The organism is Klebsiella sp. GFKo11 (assembly GCF_056490265.1).
This window is the reverse complement of sequence record NZ_CM151369.1, coordinates 1,232,634-1,249,739: the sequence shown is the minus strand read 5'-3', so window position 1 is coordinate 1,249,739 and position 17,106 is coordinate 1,232,634. Positions and strand designations below refer to the sequence as shown.

14 protein-coding genes are annotated in these 17,106 nt (G+C 55.3%); 5 read left to right on the top strand and 9 right to left on the bottom strand.

Going from position 1 to position 17,106, the window contains the following annotated elements:
- Window positions 1–17: 17 nt before the first annotated feature.
- From AC07P6_RS06000 to syd, 8 genes are all read right to left on the bottom strand, one after another.
- Entirely contained in the window at window positions 18–1,157 is a 1,140-nt protein-coding gene (locus AC07P6_RS06000; RefSeq protein WP_182234562.1) for a glycerate kinase, read from the bottom strand.
- A 71-nt stretch (window positions 1,158–1,228) separates the two neighbouring features.
- The gene (gudD, locus tag AC07P6_RS05995) at window positions 1,229–2,569 is read right to left on the bottom strand and encodes a glucarate dehydratase (protein WP_478315837.1); all 1,341 of its coding nucleotides are present in this window, start codon (window positions 2,567–2,569) and stop codon (window positions 1,229–1,231) included.
- Between the two features lie 21 nt (window positions 2,570–2,590).
- The gene (locus AC07P6_RS05990; RefSeq protein ID WP_434661763.1) at window positions 2,591–3,931 is read right to left on the bottom strand and encodes an enolase C-terminal domain-like protein; all 1,341 of its coding nucleotides are present in this window, start codon (window positions 3,929–3,931) and stop codon (window positions 2,591–2,593) included.
- Window positions 3,928–5,286 carry a galactarate/glucarate/glycerate transporter GudP gene (gene gudP / locus AC07P6_RS05985; RefSeq protein ID WP_434661761.1) on the bottom strand — a complete coding sequence of 453 codons (1,359 nt, stop codon included), beginning with the start codon at window positions 5,284–5,286 and terminating at the stop codon, window positions 3,928–3,930. Before gudP ends, AC07P6_RS05990 begins: the two co-directional genes overlap by 4 nt.
- Before the next feature lie 483 nt (window positions 5,287–5,769).
- Window positions 5,770–6,213, bottom strand: coding sequence for a flavodoxin (locus AC07P6_RS05980; protein ID WP_181485085.1), 444 nt, complete (start codon window positions 6,211–6,213; stop codon window positions 5,770–5,772).
- A 2-nt stretch (window positions 6,214–6,215) separates the two neighbouring features.
- Window positions 6,216–7,010, bottom strand: a complete 795-nt coding sequence (truC, locus tag AC07P6_RS05975) for a tRNA pseudouridine(65) synthase TruC (protein ID WP_478315835.1) — start codon at window positions 7,008–7,010, stop codon at window positions 6,216–6,218.
- Complete coding sequence (locus AC07P6_RS05970; protein ID WP_182234572.1) at window positions 7,010–7,339, bottom strand: YqcC family protein; 330 nt, start codon at window positions 7,337–7,339, stop codon at window positions 7,010–7,012. The genes truC and AC07P6_RS05970 overlap by 1 nt, the downstream gene beginning before the upstream one ends.
- Window positions 7,340–7,971: 632 nt before the next feature.
- On the bottom strand, window positions 7,972–8,517 hold the full coding sequence (gene syd / locus AC07P6_RS05965; protein ID WP_478315834.1) for a SecY-interacting protein: 546 nt from the start codon (window positions 8,515–8,517) through the stop codon (window positions 7,972–7,974).
- A 69-nt stretch (window positions 8,518–8,586) separates the two neighbouring features.
- Between syd and queF the strand changes: the two genes are divergently transcribed.
- The 5 genes from queF to AC07P6_RS05940 all read left to right on the top strand — a co-directional run bounded on the left by queF (window position 8,587) and on the right by AC07P6_RS05940 (window position 15,480).
- Window positions 8,587–9,432 carry an NADPH-dependent 7-cyano-7-deazaguanine reductase QueF gene (gene queF / locus AC07P6_RS05960; RefSeq protein WP_478315833.1) on the top strand — a complete coding sequence of 282 codons (846 nt, stop codon included), beginning with the start codon at window positions 8,587–8,589 and terminating at the stop codon, window positions 9,430–9,432.
- A 111-nt stretch (window positions 9,433–9,543) separates the two neighbouring features.
- Window positions 9,544–10,911: a nucleotide 5'-monophosphate nucleosidase PpnN gene (gene ppnN / locus AC07P6_RS05955; protein WP_110275885.1), complete on the top strand. Its 1,368-nt coding sequence runs from the start codon at window positions 9,544–9,546 to the stop codon at window positions 10,909–10,911.
- 788 nt (window positions 10,912–11,699) lie between these two features.
- The gene (locus AC07P6_RS05950; RefSeq protein WP_304253279.1) at window positions 11,700–12,989 is read left to right on the top strand and encodes an HAAAP family serine/threonine permease; all 1,290 of its coding nucleotides are present in this window, start codon (window positions 11,700–11,702) and stop codon (window positions 12,987–12,989) included.
- Between the two features lie 48 nt (window positions 12,990–13,037).
- Complete coding sequence (locus tag AC07P6_RS05945; protein ID WP_434661753.1) at window positions 13,038–14,405, top strand: L-serine ammonia-lyase; 1,368 nt, start codon at window positions 13,038–13,040, stop codon at window positions 14,403–14,405.
- 133 nt (window positions 14,406–14,538) lie between these two features.
- Window positions 14,539–15,480: an aliphatic sulfonate ABC transporter substrate-binding protein gene (locus AC07P6_RS05940; RefSeq protein WP_434661751.1), complete on the top strand. Its 942-nt coding sequence runs from the start codon at window positions 14,539–14,541 to the stop codon at window positions 15,478–15,480.
- A 214-nt stretch (window positions 15,481–15,694) separates the two neighbouring features.
- On the opposite strand, the gene AC07P6_RS05935 is transcribed toward AC07P6_RS05940, so the two are convergent.
- Window positions 15,695–17,101, bottom strand: a complete 1,407-nt coding sequence (locus AC07P6_RS05935; protein WP_478315832.1) for an LLM class flavin-dependent oxidoreductase — start codon at window positions 17,099–17,101, stop codon at window positions 15,695–15,697.
- Between the last annotated feature and the right edge of the window lie 5 nt (window positions 17,102–17,106).

The window sequence follows — 17,106 nt, the reverse complement described above, 5'->3', positions numbered from 1 at the left end:
GCACGACCGGGGAAAACTTATATCACTTGCCCCATTTTCAGCACCGCGGCGACGTTTCTCGCCGTCATGCGCACGTTTTCGGCGGCATTTTCAAGTGCCTCATCAAGCGTGCAAATGGAATAAATCACGCTGAATACCGCATCCAGACCATGATCGTGCACCACACCAACGTCCGCCGTCAGGCTGCCGGCAATGCCAATCACCGGAAGATTGTAACGTTTAGCCACCCTCGCCACGCCAACCGGCACTTTACCGTGAATCGTCTGGCTGTCGATACGCCCTTCACCGGTAATCACCAGGTCCGCATCCGCTACGATATCGGCAAGATGCAACGCATCGGTGACAATCTCAATTCCTGGTCGCAGTTTCGCACCGCAAAAGGCGTACAAGCCTGCGCCCATACCGCCCGCCGCGCCGCCACCTTCAAGGTTCAGCACGTCGAGATCTAAATCGCGGTGAATAATCCCGGCAAAATGGGCCAGCGCCTTATCCAGACTGACAATCATTTCCGCCGTCGCCCCTTTCTGCGGACCAAATACCGCCGTTGCCCCTTGCGGGCCAGTCAGCGGATTAGTCACATCGCAGGCGACATCAATACGGCATTTAGCCAGACGTTCATCAAGCTCGCTGATGTCAATACGCGCCAGGCTATCCAGCGCACCGCCGCCGAGCGCAATCTGCTGGTTGTCGTGGGTCAGAAGCTTCGCCCCCAGCGCCTGTACCATTCCGGCTCCGCCATCGTTAGTGGCGCTGCCGCCGATGCCGATAATAATCTGCTTCACGCCTGCGTCCAGCGCATGACGAATAAGCTCTCCCGTCCCCCATGACGTAGTCAGCAGGGGGTTACGTCGCGCCGACGGCACGCTCTCCAGACCGCTCGCCGCCGCCATTTCGATAAAAGCGCACTGCTTGTCGCCTGAAAGTCCGTAAAAAGCCGCGACAGGTTCACCAAGCGGCCCGGTGACGGTGACCTCAACCTGATACCCCTGAGTCGCTGCAACCATCGCTTCGACGGTTCCTTCACCACCGTCCGCAACCGGCAGTTTGACATACTCCGCGTCCGGATAAATTTCCCGAAAACCCTGCTCTATCGCGGTTGCAACATCCAGCGCACTCAGGCTCTCCTTGTATGAATCCGGTGCGATCACTATCTTCATAAGCTGTCCTTAAAATGAGCATTTACCCGGTAACGCGAAATAAGCCGGTCCCCGCAGGAACCGGCGTTTTCTTAGCGCACCATGCACGGACGCTTGTTGTCAAACGTCCAGTTTGGGATCAGATACTGCATCCCCATGGCGTCATCGCGCGCGCCCAGACCGTGTTTCTGATACAGCTCGTGGGCTTTCATCACCTGATCCATATCGAGCTCTACGCCCAGACCCGGTTTCGCCGGTACCTGCACCATGCCGCCTTTGATTTCAAACGGCTCTTTGGTCAGGCGTTGGTTGCCTTCCTGCCAAATCCAGTGGGTATCGATGGCGGTGATCTTACCCGGTGCCGCAGCCGCGACATGGGTGAACATCGCCAGAGAAATGTCAAAGTGGTTGTTAGAGTGCGAGCCCCAGGTCAGGCCGAACTCATGGCACATCTGCGCCACGCGAACTGAGCCCTGCATGGTCCAGAAGTGCGGGTCCGCCAGCGGGATATCAACCGATTGCAGCGACAGCGTATGCCCCATCTGACGCCAGTCGGTGGCGATCATATTGGTCGCGGTCGGCAGACCGGTAGCACGACGGAATTCCGCCATCACTTCACGCCCGGAGAAGCCCTGCTCTGCACCACACGGATCTTCTGCGTAAGCCAGAGAGCCTTTCAGGTACCTACCAATTTTGATCGCTTCATTGAGCGACCACGCGCCGTTTGGATCCAGCGTCACACGCGCCTGTGGGAAGCGTTTCGCCAGCGCAACAATGGATTCCGCCTCTTCTTCCCCAGCCAACACACCGCCTTTCAGTTTAAAGTCGTTGAAACCATATTTCTCATATGCCGCTTCCGCCAGGCGCACCACCGAATCCGGGGTCATCGCTTCATCATGACGCAGGCGATACCAGTCACATTTCTCATCCGGCTGGCTCTGATACGGTAGCGGCGTCGCTTTGCGGTTGCCGACGAAGAACAGATAACCGAGCATTTCGACTTCGCTACGCTGCTGACCATCGCCCAACAGAGACGCGACGTTTACGCCCAGATGCTGGCCGAGCAGGTCAAGCATTGCGGCTTCAATGCCAGTGACCACATGAATAGTGGTACGCAGATCGAAGGTCTGCAAACCGCGCCCACCGGCATCGCGATCGGCAAACTGGTTACGTACCGCGTTCAGCACATTTTTATATTCACCAAGCGTTTTACCCACTACCAGCGGAATCGCATCTTCCAGGGTCTGGCGAATTTTCTCGCCCCCGGGAATTTCGCCGACGCCGGTGTGCCCGGAGTTATCTTTGATAATCACAATATTACGCGTGAAGAACGGGGCATGTGCGCCGCTCAGGTTCATCAGCATACTGTCGTGGCCCGCAACGGGGATCACCTGCATCGCGGTAACAACTGGAGTCGTAAATTGAGTGCTCATAATTCAATCCTTATTGCGTAATCAGTGACGGCCGAAAACAGGGCGTTTACGGTCAAAAGTCCATCCAGGGATCAGATACTGCATCGGGCCCGCGTCATTACGCGCGCCTCCGGGCAGTCTCTTGTAGGCTTCATGAGCCTTGTTAATCTGATCCCAGTCCAGCTCCACGCCCAGTCCAGGCGCATCCGGAACAGCAATTTTCCCGTTCTTAATCTCCAGCGGATTTTTGGTCAGGCGGCAATCGCCCTCCTGCCAGATCCAGTGGGTATCAATAGCCGTAGGCTTACCGGGCGCTGCTGCACCAACATGGGTAAACATCGCCAGCGAAATATCAAAGTGGTTGTTCGAGTGGCAGCCCCAGGTCAGGCCCCAGTCATCGCACAACTGCGCCACGCGCACTGCGCCGGAAAGCGTCCAGAAGTGCGGATCGGCCAACGGAATATCCACCGAGTTAAGCATCACCGCATGACCCATTTCGCGCCAGTTAGTGGCAATCATGTTGGTCGCCACGGGCAAACCGGTCGCACGGCGGAACTCCGCCATCACTTCGCGACCAGAGAAACCTTGTTCGGCACCGCAAGGATCTTCGGCGTAGGTCAGCACATCGTTTAGCCCTTTACACAGCGCGATAGCCTCATCCAGCAGCCAGGCTCCGTTGGGGTCAACCGTAATACGCGCGTCCGGGAAGCGTTTTTTCAGCGCTCGGGCGGTTTCAATTTCCTGCTCGCCAGGCAGCACGCCGCCCTTGAGTTTGAAGTCTTTAAAGCCATAGCGATCCTGCGAGGCTTCCGCCAGACGCACTACCGCCTCGCTGTTCATCGCTTGCTGATGGCGCAGGTGATACCAGTCATGGTTGCCCGGCGTCGTCTCCAGATAAGGCAAATCAGTCTTCGTGCGATCGCCTACGTAGAACAGATAGCCCAGCACGGTGACCGCATCGCGCTGCTTGCCCGGCCCTAGCAGTTCGCAAACTGGCACGTTGAGCGCTTTGCCCAGCAGGTCGAGCAGCGCCGCTTCCAAAGCGGCTACCGCGTTCACCCGAAGCTCAAAGGTCCAGGCACCTTTGCCAAAGGTATCAAAGTCAGCGGCCTGATTACCTTTATGCACCTGCTGTACCACCTTATTCAGGCGGGCGACTTCCTGGCCTAATACCATCGGGATAGCATCAACTAGCGTCTGATAAATCACTTCACCGCCCGGCGCTTCACCGACGCCGGTATTCCCGGAATTATCGGTAAGTACCACGATATTGCGGGTAAAGTACGCGTTATGCGCGCCGCCGATGTTGAGCAACATGCTGTCATGCCCGGCCACCGGGATAACCTTCATGTCGGTGATAACGGGGCTCGATTGTGTTGTCATGATGATTGTCCTGCGACAGGTTTCAGTTCGATACGCTTAATATCGCCCACCAGCACCAGATAGCTCAGCACCGCAACCAGCGCATGGACACCGACGTAGATCAGCGCGCCGTTGAACGAACCGGTGGTGCCAACGATGTAGCCGATGGCAATCGGCGTGACGATACCGGAAATGTTACCGAACATATTGAACAGACCGCCGCTGAGGCCGCTGATCTCTTTCGGCGCGGTATCCGCCATGACTGCCCAGCCCAGCGCACCAATGCCTTTACCAAAGAAGGCCAGTGCCATAAAACCGATGATCATCCACTCCACGTTGACGTAGTTACAGAACACCATCACCATCGACAACAGCATCCCCATGACGATTGGCGTTTTACGCGCAATATTCAGCGAGCCGGTACGACGCATCAGCCAGTCGGAAATAATTCCGCCAAGCACGCCGCCGACGAAGCCACAGATAGCCGGCACCGAAGCGACAAAACCCGCTTTCAAAATCGACATCCCGCGCGCCTGCACCAGGTAGACCGGGAACCAGGTGATAAAGAAGTAGGTCAGAGCGTTAATACAGTACTGGCCGATATACACGCCAATCATCATGCGTGAACCCAGCAGTTGTTTGATTTGTCCCCACTTCACGCTAAACGGTACTTTGGCTTTGGCTGCAGCCTGATCCATGTTGATCAGCGCGCCGCCTGCAGCGATGTAATCCAGCTCTTTTTGGTTTACGCCTGGATGCTGGTTCGGTTCATGAATCACCTTCAGCCAGACAAAGCTGATAATGATCCCGAGGCCACCCATAAAGAAGAACACGTGCGACCAGCCCACTTCGTGAGTCAGCCAACCCATGATTGGCGCAAAGATAACGGTGGCAAAGTACTGAGCAGAGTTAAAAATCGATACCGCCGTGCCCCTCTCCTGTGCCGGGAACCACGCCGCGACTATGCGACTGTTGCCGGGGAAGGAAGGTGCTTCAGCTAAACCGACAAGGAATCGCAACGTAAACAGCGCGATGATAATGCCAAAGCCGCTAAAGATATCGACGAAGCCTTGCAGCAGGGTAAACATGGACCAAATAAAGATGGACCAGAAGTAGACGCGTTTTGACCCAAAACGGTCGAGCAACCAGCCGCCGGGGATCTGGCCGATAACATAAGCCCATGAGAACGCAGAGAAAACGTACCCCATACCGACAGCATCAAGGCCAATATCTTTGGCCATCTCCGAACCGGCAATAGATAAGGTGGCGCGGTCACCGTAGTTGAAGGATGTGACGATAAACAGCATCACCACTATCCAGTAGCGAGCATTGGTGCGCTTTTCAGCGCCGCTCGCCGCCTGACTTAATGAACTCATTGTTGCACTCCTGAATCATAGCGTTAGCTACGTTCATTCTGAACAGCACAACCTGTAGGGTACTCAGAATGACGTGTTAGTGTTTTTTCATAATTGTCGTTATATCTGGCACTGCATTTGTAACTGGCAGGAAAAGTATAAAAAGAGGGGGTGACGGGCTCACCGTGCAAATACACAGCTTTCATCGCAGTAGTAAATCTGATTTGTGGCTTATGCCTAACGGGATGGGGGATAGTTCACGGAAATGAAAAGCAAAGCCTGTTCTGAAGGGGAAATAGCGGCACAAAAGACAGGAGTGTGAATCAACTCTCTTGACCCCGTGAAATAGCCCGGTAAAGACCCTGGTATGGTAGAGGTTTTAAGGCAAATGCCCGAAGCCGGAACGGCAGAGAATTGTTACGATCTTTTTGGCCGTTAATCCGGCACTGGCATTGAAAATAAGTAAAAAGGGACGCCCTCTGCGTAGGGAGAGGGCGAAACTTTTCAATCCAGCAGCGTCGCCCACTGCTCTACCCAAGGGTTAGAGACGCTTTCGGGCTCAGGATCTTCACTGGCGTCAATCATTAGCATCTCGCCAATTCGCTTACCGCCCTGCTCCTGTAATAACGCATCAAACTTCATACCGCCGCCGCAAAAGTTGGCGTAGGTGCTATCGCCCAACGCGATAATTCCATAGCGCAAATGCGGCTGATACATGTCTTTGATGCCTTCGTACAATTGCACAATATTATCCGGTAAATCACCCTGTCCAGTGGTCGATGTTACAACCAGCGCGTATTTCCCGGTATATGATTCCCAGTCTTTGACCTCTGGATCTTCAAACACTTTTGCTTGATGCCCCAGTCCGCTCAGAATGGCCTGCGCCTCTTCAGCGACCAGGAGCGAATTTCCATACATCGTGCCGACAAAAATTCCGACTTCCGCCATGACTATCTCCCTGGATTATCCTCAACTCTCTCATCCTGACTGCTGTCGTCGGCAAACTCAACCCTTTCATTTAGCGGGAGAAGGCCGCGCCAGCCAAACTGCGACAGCGCGCGCATCCAGACGTCGTCCAGACCAGCGCGAATCACCAGCGGCTCGCCGGTAAAGGGATGCGTTAACGATAGCTGGCTGGCGTGCAGCATCAGCCGTTCGCAGCCAAAATGCTCCGCCGCGCTGCGATTTTGCCGCAGATCGCCATGTTTACTATCGCCAATAATCGGATGGCGAAGATGGGAGAGGTGGCGGCGTAACTGGTGTTTACGCCCGGTTTTCGGTTCAAGCTCCACCAGACTATAGCGAGTCGTGGGATAGCGCCCGGTTGCCACCGGCATTTCTACCGTCGCCAGGCCACGATAATGCGTCACCGCTGGCTGCGGGTCTTTATTTTCGCGGGCGAATTTGTCGGCAATTTTATCCAGTTCCTCGACCAGCGGGTAATCAAGCACCGCTTCTTCACTCAGCCAGCCGCGAACTATCGCATGATAGCGTTTCTGCATTTGATGCTGCTCGAATTGCTGCGACAACAATCTTCCCGCTTCGCTCGATAGCCCCATCAGCAGCACGCCGGAGGTGGGTCGGTCGAGGCGGTGTGCGGTAAACACGTGCTGGCCTATCTGATCGCGCACGGTTTGCATCACCACCACTTTTTCATCGCGATCCAGCCAGCTACGATGTACCAGCCAGCCTGAAGGTTTGTTCACCGCCACCAGCCACTGGTCCTGATAGACGATCTCCAGCATCAGACCTCACCGCCCGCAAATAGCGTATCCAGCAGGACCAGTTCCGCCAGCACCTGCTCACGTACCGGATGGGCATTATCCAGAGCCATCTCATAATAGGGGGCGACGGCGAAATTCTGCGGTAGCGGCATCTCGCTTTCCAGAAGCTGATGCATACGCGGGATTAATACCCACTGCAACCACTCCAGCGGTTCCATGGTATCAAGGCAGAATGGTTGATCGCTGGCGAACGCACGGCTCTCTGGCGCATTTTCCTGCCAGTGTTCCGTTTCGCGCAGCAGCGCTTCAATGGCGAGCAGGCGCTCACGCACGCGATGGTGAAGAGTCATGGGGAACCTCAGTGAGTTGTAAACCGGCGCAGAATAGCAAATTCAGAAGAGAAATAAAAAAAGGGAGCACTGTATAAACAGTGCTCCCGGTTCGTTTTGCAGCAATCCAGCTACATTGGTGCTCCCTGCTCGTCCTTGAAAACTTTTCCTGAGGTCTCCTGACCATGTTCATCCGTAAACTGTTGCATCCTGCTTTCACACCACCCCGATGTGAAATAACTCATCCGTAAGTCTATCCTGATCTTCCTGATCCACCGAACATCCCGACCGGCTCTCGTTCTCCATCCTGGAGGTGTCCCTTTACGCTATCCTGCGTTATCCTGTGCTTCATCCTGAAGCCTGTCCTTGCTACGCCATCCCGGCGGGTCCTGTAGAAGTGTCATCATCCTGATGTTCACTTCATCTCTCGACTCCCTGTCGATGTGTATAGAATCCCTGATTCCGCCTCGTCTTACAACCCTTCTTGAGACAATATCTTAAGATTTATCGCTATTAGCAAGAATCAAAAAATCTATAATCACTTGAATAATATTGCTTTTATCAAAACAAGGGTGGTAACGGATCGGCTTAAATGATGACGATCTCTTACAGGTCTTGTAAGAGATCTCTCACAAAGTTTTGGGTAGTTTGGATTACAGACTAGGCTTAAGGGAATTAAGGAAACTCGCAAGCGAGGGAGAAAGGGTGGTCCGTTTACGGGTTCCGAGCGTTTCTTTGATCACTTCACCGCTCATATTACAAACCGAAATCACATCCAGTTCGCTGTCCAGCGTGGCGATAAACAATGTGGGCGACAGCTTCAAACGCTTTTGCACCAGCAGATGACCAATTAAATTCTCCTGCACCCGCTGTAAGTCATCCGGGCTCCAGGTTTGCAGCAGCGTCATGGCCTCATCGGCAAAGCGCGCCGTCATATCACCCGCAAACTGAGTGGTATAATAAGCATGAAGCGGCTGTTGTACCATAATATCCAGCGCCCGTTCAACTGCGCTAATGTTAGGCTCTAAAGAAAACGGCTGCGGCTGCCAGAAAACGCCATCATCATCCGTCGCGCTAATGCACGGCGACGGGATGCCGTAAAGCTCCTCGCTACGCGGCAGGCTGGAATATTGCTGCTGCCACGCATCGCAATAACGTTGAGTAAATGCTTGCAGCGCTTCTGCGGTTTGATGGTCCACCGGTTTCTCTCTTCACGTTAGACAGGATACACTTGGCATATAGTGTAACCGCTTTAACTATGGTGAAACATGTCTTCTTACGATAATCATCAGGCGCTGGCTGGCCTGACGCTCGGTAAATCAACTGATTACCGCGATACCTACGACGCCAGCCTGCTTCAGGGCGTCCCGCGCAGCCTGAACCGCGATCCACTGGATCTGCACGCCGATAACCTGCCGTTTCACGGTGCCGATATCTGGACGCTGTATGAACTCTCCTGGCTGAACGCCAAAGGTCTGCCGCAGGTCGCCGTGGGCCACGTTGAGCTGAACGACACCACCGTGAATCTGGTGGAATCAAAGAGTTTTAAGCTTTATCTCAACAGCTTTAACCAGACCCGCTTCGCCGACTGGCAGGAGGTTCAGGCGACGCTGGCGCGCGATCTTAGCGCCTGCGCACAGGGCGAAGTAAAGGTGTCGCTGTATCGCCTTGATGAACTCGAAGGCCAGCCGGTGGCGCATCTGCACGGCACCTGCATCGACAGTCAGGATATTGAAATCGACAACTACCAGTTTAACGCCGACTATCTACAGGGCGCGGCTTCCGGCAAAGTGGTCGAAGAGACGCTGGTTAGCCATCTGCTGAAGTCCAACTGCCTGATTACTCACCAGCCGGATTGGGGCTCGGTGCAGATTCAGTATCGCGGGGCGAAAATCGATCGCGAAAAGCTTCTGCGCTACCTGGTATCATTCCGCCACCACAACGAGTTCCACGAGCAGTGCGTTGAGCGTATTTTCAACGATATTCAGCGTTTCTGCCAGCCGGAATCCCTTTCCGTTTATGCTCGCTACACGCGACGTGGTGGTCTGGATATCAACCCGTGGCGCAGCAATAGCAAATTTGTCCCGGCCATCGCTCGCCTCGCCCGTCAATAGTAAACATTTTCACAATTTGCGTGCGTTAACGCGCGCGCAAGGTTGTGAAAACGCCGTCAGCAGGGCTATTGTAATCACAGGAAGACGATAATCGTCCTGTAAGGAGTTCACTTGATTACACATGTTAGCCCGCTTGGTTCAATGGATATGCTGTCGCAGCTGGAAGTGGATATGCTTAAACGCACCGCCAGCAGTGACCTGTATCAACTCTTTCGCAACTGCTCGCTTGCTGTGCTCAACTCGGGGAGCCTGACCGATAACAGCAAAGAGCTCCTGTCTCGTTTTGAAAACTTCGATATTAACGTGCTGCGTCGCGAACGCGGCGTGAAGCTGGAACTGATCAACCCGCCGGAAGACGCTTTCGTTGACGGACGTATTATTCGTTCCCTGCAGGCCAACCTGTTTGCCGTACTGCGCGATATCCTGTTCGTCTACGGCCAAATCCACAACACCGTGCGCTTCCCAAATCTTGATCTGGAAAGCTCGGTGCATATCACCAACCTGGTCTTTTCTATTCTGCGTAACGCCCGTGCCCTGCACGTCGGCGAAGCGCCAAATATGATTGTCTGCTGGGGCGGCCACTCGATTAACGAAAATGAGTATCTGTACGCCCGCCGCGTCGGCACACAGCTGGGTCTGCGCGAGCTGAACATCTGCACCGGCTGCGGGCCGGGCGCGATGGAAGCGCCAATGAAAGGCGCCGCCGTCGGCCACGCACAGCAACGTTACAGAGACAGCCGCTTTATCGGCATGACCGAGCCGTCTATTATCGCCGCCGAGCCGCCGAACCCGTTGGTGAACGAATTAATCATCATGCCGGATATCGAAAAACGTCTGGAAGCCTTCGTGCGTATCGCCCACGGCATCATCATCTTCCCGGGCGGCGTGGGTACGGCGGAAGAGCTGCTCTATCTGCTCGGCATTTTGATGCATCCGTCGAACAAGTCGCAGGTGCTACCGTTGATCCTTACTGGACCAAAAGAGAGCGCCGATTATTTCCGCGTGCTGGATGAGTTTATCGTGCATACGCTGGGCGAATCCGCGCGCCGTCACTATCGCATTATCATTGACGACGCCGCAGAAGTGGCGCGGCAGATGAAAAAAGCGATGCCAATGGTGAAAGAGAATCGCCGCGAAACCGGCGATGCCTACAGCTTCAACTGGTCTATCCGCATCGCCCCGGATCTGCAAATGCCGTTCGAACCGACGCATGAAAACATGGCCAATCTCAAGCTCTACCCGGATCAGCCGGTGGAAGTGCTGGCCGCCGATCTCCGTCGAGCCTTCTCCGGTATCGTCGCCGGTAACGTAAAAGAAGTGGGCATCCAGGCTATTGAGAAGTTCGGTCCGTATAAAATTCATGGCGATCAGGCGATGATGCGCCGCATGGATGACCTGCTGCAGGGCTTTGTTGCTCAGCATCGTATGAAACTGCCTGGCGGTACCGCCTACATCCCCTGCTACGAAATCTGCTCCTGAGTTCTTTTACCCCGGACAGCGGCTAACGCCTTGTCCGGGCTACCTTCCAGTAGATAGCTGTAAACCTGTAGTCCGGCTAAGCGCAGCGCGAGCCGGGAAGAAGCCGCGGTGAAATCTCAGGTCCGGCACATTTCCCGGAGGCGATGCTGCGCATCTGTCCGGGCTACCAGTCCGCAGACGCCGGTAGACCCGTAGCACCTGTAGCCCGGGCAGGCGCATCGCGCCGCCCCCGGGAGCAGAGCGCAGAGGGGCTGAGTTTCCCGAAGGTATCCGGGCTACCCTTCCTCACAAACCGGTAAAGCCTCACTCTGCACAAAAGCCCTGTTCCCTCGTCCATTAATCAGTCCGCATGCTTTCCAATAAATTCTATTTCTTTATGAATCTTTTAAAACATTTTTGCATAGCCAATCGTTTGCGTTTCCAAAAAAAGCAATAAATATCACTATAAAAAATACTTTTTAACGCAAAAACGTCGAGAACATCGTGTTTCCACAGTAAAAACCTCGTTATTACGCAAGCCTACTATTATCTCATATGCTGAAAATGATAGCCTCCGCGCCACAAATAACTAGCTGACAACCACAAACAGGCTGTTGAACTAAAAATACGCACATTAAAAGTGGATTATTGCATTTGGGATCGCGATCACTGATGAATTCACCATATAAATGTATCTTCCCGCACCAATTGTTACGGAGAAAATGCCTAAAAAACCGTAAACAAACGAATTTCATATTATTCAGTCGTTTTTCTTCATTAGATTTTGTTGCTTCCTCCAGGAGATACAGATGGAAACCACTCAAACCAGCACCATCGTTTCGGATGCTACCCGTAGCGGTTGGCGTAAAACGGACACCATGTGGATGCTGGGCCTGTACGGCACGGCTATCGGCGCGGGCGTACTTTTCCTGCCGATCAACGCGGGCGTAGGCGGTTTGATCCCGCTGATCATCATGGCGATTCTGGCCTTTCCGATGACCTTCTTCGCCCACCGCGGTATGACTCGTTTTGTGCTGTCCGGTAAAAATCCGGGTGAAGACATCACCGAAGTGGTCGAAGAGCATTTCGGCGTCGGTGCAGGCAAGCTGATTACCCTGCTCTACTTCTTCGCTATCTACCCGATTCTGCTGGTGTATAGCGTGGCGATCACCAATACCGTCGAGAGCTTTATGCTGCACCAGCTGCACATAACGCCGCCGCCGCGCGCCATTCTTTCCCTGATTCTGATTGTCGGTATGATGACCATTGTGCGCTTCGGCGAACATATGATCGTCAAAGCGATGAGCGTGCTGGTGTTCCCGTTCGTTGTGGCGCTGATGATTCTGGCTCTGTACCTGATCCCTCAGTGGAACGGCTCTGCGCTGGAAACCTTGTCCTTGAGTAGTGCAGCCTCTACCGGCAACGGCCTGTGGATGACTCTGTGGCTGGCGATTCCGGTGATGGTGTTCTCCTTTAACCACTCGCCGATCATCTCCTCCTTCGCCGTGGCAAAACGCGAAGAGTACGGCCAGGGCGCAGAGAAAAAATGTTCAAGCATTCTGGCGCGCGCGCACATCATGATGGTGCTGACCGTGATGTTCTTCGTCTTCAGCTGCGTACTGAGCCTCTCTCCGGCAGACCTGGCGGCAGCGAAAGACCAGAACATCTCCATCCTCTCTTACCTGGCAAACCACTTTAACGCGCCGGTTATCGCCTGGATGGCCCCGATCATTGCGATGATTGCTATCACCAAATCCTTCCTCGGCCACTATCTGGGCGCTCGTGAAGGCTTTAACGGCATGGTGATTAAATCCCTGCGCGGTAAAGGAAAATCCATCGAAATCACCAAACTGAACAAGATCACTGCTCTGTTCATGCTGGTCACCACCTGGATTGTGGCGACCCTGAACCCGAGCATCCTCGGGATGATCGAAACCCTTGGCGGCCCGATTATTGCGATGATTCTGTTCCTGATGCCGATGTACGCCATCCAGAAAGTCCCGGCAATGCGCAAATACAGCGGCCACATCAGCAACGTCTTCGTGGTGCTGATGGGCCTGATTGCTATCTCCGCGATTTTCTACTCTCTGTTTAGCTAATATCCCCTCGCGCCGCCTAACGGCGGCGCAGACAGCACTGGATGCATCATGATCAGCGTATTCGATATTTTTAAAATCGGCATTGGCCCTTCCAGCTCCCACACCGTTGGACCGATGAAAGCGGGCAAACAATTCACGGACGATCTTATTGAGCGCGGGCTACTTCCCGAGGTAACCAAAGTCATCGTCGACGTCTACGGATCCCTTTCCCTGACCGGTAAAGGCCACCACACCGACATCGCGATTATTATGGGCCTGGCGGGCAACCTGCCGGATACCGTCGACATCGACGCTATCCCTGGCTTTATCCAGGACGTCAACACCCATGGCCGTCTGATGCTGGCAAACGGCCAGCAGGAAGTCGCGTTTCCGGTCGATCAATGCATGAATTTCCATGCCGACAACCTGTCGCTGCATGAGAACGGCATGCGGATTACCGCCCTGGGCGGCGACCAGGTTCTCTACAGCCAGACTTACTACTCTATCGGCGGCGGCTTTATCGTCGACGAAGACCATTTCGGCCTGACCAACGACGCGTCGGTCGCCGTCCCTTATCCCTACAAAAACGCCGCCGATTTACAGCGCCATTGCCAGGAAAGCGGGCTGTCGCTTTCTGGACTGATGATGCAAAACGAGCTGGCGCTGCACAGTAAAGAAGAGCTGGAACAGCACTTCACTGCGGTCTGGGAAGTGATGAGCGGCGGGATTGAACGCGGAATCACCACCGAAGGCGTCCTGCCGGGCAAGCTGCGCGTACCGCGTCGTGCCGCCGCGCTGCGCCGGATGCTGGTAAGTCAGGACAACACCAATAGCGACCCAATGGCGGTGGTGGACTGGATCAACATGTTCGCCCTGGCGGTCAACGAAGAGAACGCCGCCGGTGGCCGCGTGGTGACCGCGCCGACCAACGGTGCCTGCGGCATCGTGCCTGCGGTGCTGGCCTACTACGACAAGTTTATCCGCAAAGTGAATGCCAACTCGCTGGCGCGCTATCTACTGGTTACCAGCGCCATTGGCTCACTGTATAAAATGAACGCATCGATCTCCGGCGCTGAAGTAGGCTGCCAGGGTGAAGTCGGCGTGGCCTGCTCAATGGCTGCGGCCGGTCTGACCGAACTGCTGGGCGGCAGCCCCGGTCAGGTGTGCATCGCCGCAGAAATCGGCATGGAACACAACCTCGGCCTGACCTGCGACCCGGTGGCCGGGCAGGTGCAGGTGCCGTGCATCGAGCGTAACGCTATCGCTGCGGTTAAAGCCGTCAACGCCGCGCGTATGGCCCTGCGCCGCACCAGCGAGCCGCGCGTGTGCCTCGATAAAGTCATCGAAACCATGTACGAAACCGGCAAAGATATGAATGCCAAATACCGCGAAACCTCTCGCGGCGGCCTGGCGATGAAGATTGTCGCCTGCGATTAACGCTCACGCCCGGTATGCTGCAGCATACCGGGCCTCTCTCCTTCATTTACGTTATATAAATGAAAATTTAGTTATTTATTGGTTATAAAGACGATTTGTTACCTTACGCAAAACCGCTTAAGGAGAACGAATCATGCTCAAACTATCTCGCCCGGCCCTGCTGCTACTGCTTGCTGGCTTATCCACTTCCACGCTGGCGAAAACGCCGGAAACCGTCAATATCGGCTACCAGAAAGCCAATATCTTCGCCCTGCTGAAATACCGCGGCACTCTTGATGAGAACTTTAAAAAGCAGGGGATCGCCGTGCGCTGGATAGAGTTCCCGGCTGGGCCACAAATGCTGGAAGGGCTGAACGTCGGCAGCATCGACCTCGCCGCGACCGGTGATGCGCCACCGGCCTTCGCCCAGGCCGCACAGGCAGATCTGGTCTATCTGGCCCATTCACCGGCGAACCCGAAAACAGAAGCCATTGTGGTGGCGGAAAACTCAGCGATTAAGACTGTCGCCGATCTTAAAGGCAAGCGCGTGGGGTTAAACAAAGGCTCCGACGTGAACTACCTGCTGGTGGCCGCACTAGAAAAAGCCGGACTGAGCTATAAAGATATCACCCCGGTCTACCTACCGCCTGCCGACGCCCGCGCCGCCTTCCAGCGTGGCGCCATTGACGCGTGGGTTATCTGGGATCCGTTCCTGGCGGAAGTGGAAACCAATGCTAAAGCCCGACAGATACGCAACGCCGAAGGGCTGGTGCCGCACTACACCTTCTATCTGGCAAGCCGTAAATTTGCCGATACTTATCCGGATACTGCGAAGCAAGTGGTTGATGAACTGGATAAACTCAGCGAATGGGCCAATAGCCATCAGGATGATGCCGCCGGGATCCTTTCCACCTCAACCGGGCTGGATAAGGCCATCTGGCTGAAGACGCTGGCCCGCCTGCCCTACGGTGCCGAGCGCATGACGCCAGCGGTCTACAACGAACAGCAGGCGCTGGCGGATACCTTCACCCGCATCGGCCTGCTGCCGGTGAAAGTCGATGTGCGCAGCGCTACCTGGTCGCTGGATAAACAGTAACTTAGCCTCCCATCCCCGGGTGGCGGCGCAAGCGCCTTACCCGGGCTACGAAACCGCAGACTGCACGGATCGGTAGCCCGGACAGGCGCGTCAAGCGCCACCTCCGGGAAAGCGCTCCGGCCCCACAAACCGCACGAGCCAGTCCCCCGCCCCTTTGGGGAGAGGGTTAGGGTGAGGGGAACCAACTGCACCATCTGTACTGGCCTGGTAAAACTCAACCCACCTTCTCTTCGCTCCCGACCGCGACCGGTGCGCCGTGGCGATAGCTGGCCCCCGGATGCGGCGCTGTGAGCCGTGGACCTGCGCCAAACAGCTTTTCACGCAGGGTTCCTTCGCGATACTCCTGCTTGAACACACCGCGCTTTTGCAGTTCAGGGATCAGCAGGTCGACCACGTCGCGGAAGGTTTCGTGCGTCACCGCATAGGCGAGGTTGAAGCCATCGACATCGGTCTCCTCCACCCAGGACTGCAATTCATCGGCAACCGTCTGTGGGCTCCCCACCACTAGCGGGCCGAAGCCGCCGATCCCGGCCCAATCCGCCAGCTTCTGCACCGTCCACTGGCTATTCGGGTCAGCGGTAGAAAACGCCTCCACCATTGACTGAATCGCATTGGTATGCAGATACTCCAGAACCTGATCTGGCTGATACTGACCGAGGTCTATTCCGGTCCAGCCCGAGAGCAGCGCCAGCGCCCCTTCGTAGCTGACGTACGGTTTATACTCCTGCCATTTCGCCTGCGCTTCGCTGTCGGTCTCACCGACGATGACCGTCTGCATATTGAAGATCAGGATGCTGCGCGGATCGCGTCCGGCCTCTTCGGCACGACGGCGAATATCCGCCACCGTCTTTTTCAGCAGCACCTTCGACGGCGCGCCAACGAACACGCACTCCGCATGCCCGGCGGCAAACTGCTTACCGCGGCTGGAAGCGCCCGCCTGATAGAGCACTGGCGTGCGCTGCGGAGACGGCTCGCAAAGATGGATCCCCGGTACCGAAAAGAAATGACCCTGGTGGTTAATCGGGTGAATTTTTCGTGGATCGCTGAAGATCTTACGCTCCCTATCGCGCAGCACCGCACCGTCTTCCCAACTGCCCTCCAGCAGCTTATAGACCACCTCCAGATACTCATCGGCATAGTCGTAGCGGGCGTCGTGGTCGGTCTGCGCTTTCTGGCCAATATTGCGCGCACCGCTCTCAAGGTATGAAGTCACAATATTCCAGCCGACCCGCCCTTTGGTCAGATGGTCGAGAGTCGACAGACGACGGGCAAACGGATACGGATGTTCAAAGGAGAGCGAAGCGGTCAGGCCGAATCCCAGATGCTCCGTCACTAGCGCCATCGGCGTAATCAGGGCCAGCGGATCGTTAACCGGCACCTGTGCCGCCTGGCGAAGCGCCGCATCGCCATTGCCGTTCAGCACATCGTAAACGCCGAGCACATCGGCAATAAACAGGCCATCAAACTTACCGCGCTCCAACAACCGCGCCAGATCGACCCAATACTCAAGGTCTTTATACTGCCAGGAGCGGTCGCGCGGATGGGCCCATAGCCCCGGCGACTGATGGCCGACGCAGTTCATATCAAAAGCGTTCAGGCGGATTTCACGTTGTGATGACATAGCAC

Bases quoted from the DNA above. Each gene is read 5' to 3' on its own strand.
- AC07P6_RS06000 (WP_182234562.1), bottom strand. From the start codon at position 1,157: ATGAAGATAGTGATCGCACCGGATTCATACAAGGAGAGCCTGAGTGCG.
- gudD (WP_478315837.1), bottom strand. From the start codon at position 2,569: ATGAGCACTCAATTTACGACTCCAGTTGTTACCGCGATGCAGGTGATC.
- AC07P6_RS05990 (WP_434661763.1), bottom strand. From the start codon at position 3,931: ATGACAACACAATCGAGCCCCGTTATCACCGACATGAAGGTTATCCCG.
- gudP (WP_434661761.1), bottom strand. From the start codon at position 5,286: ATGAGTTCATTAAGTCAGGCGGCGAGCGGCGCTGAAAAGCGCACCAAT.
- AC07P6_RS05980 (WP_181485085.1), bottom strand. From the start codon at position 6,213: ATGGCGGAAGTCGGAATTTTTGTCGGCACGATGTATGGAAATTCGCTC.
- truC (WP_478315835.1), bottom strand. From the start codon at position 7,010: ATGCTGGAGATCGTCTATCAGGACCAGTGGCTGGTGGCGGTGAACAAA.
- AC07P6_RS05970 (WP_182234572.1), bottom strand. From the start codon at position 7,339: ATGACTCTTCACCATCGCGTGCGTGAGCGCCTGCTCGCCATTGAAGCG.
- queF (WP_478315833.1), top strand. From the start codon at position 8,587: ATGTCTTCTTACGATAATCATCAGGCGCTGGCTGGCCTGACGCTCGGT.
- AC07P6_RS05950 (WP_304253279.1), top strand. From the start codon at position 11,700: ATGGAAACCACTCAAACCAGCACCATCGTTTCGGATGCTACCCGTAGC.
- AC07P6_RS05945 (WP_434661753.1), top strand. From the start codon at position 13,038: ATGATCAGCGTATTCGATATTTTTAAAATCGGCATTGGCCCTTCCAGC.
- AC07P6_RS05940 (WP_434661751.1), top strand. From the start codon at position 14,539: ATGCTCAAACTATCTCGCCCGGCCCTGCTGCTACTGCTTGCTGGCTTA.
- AC07P6_RS05935 (WP_478315832.1), bottom strand. From the start codon at position 17,101: ATGTCATCACAACGTGAAATCCGCCTGAACGCTTTTGATATGAACTGC.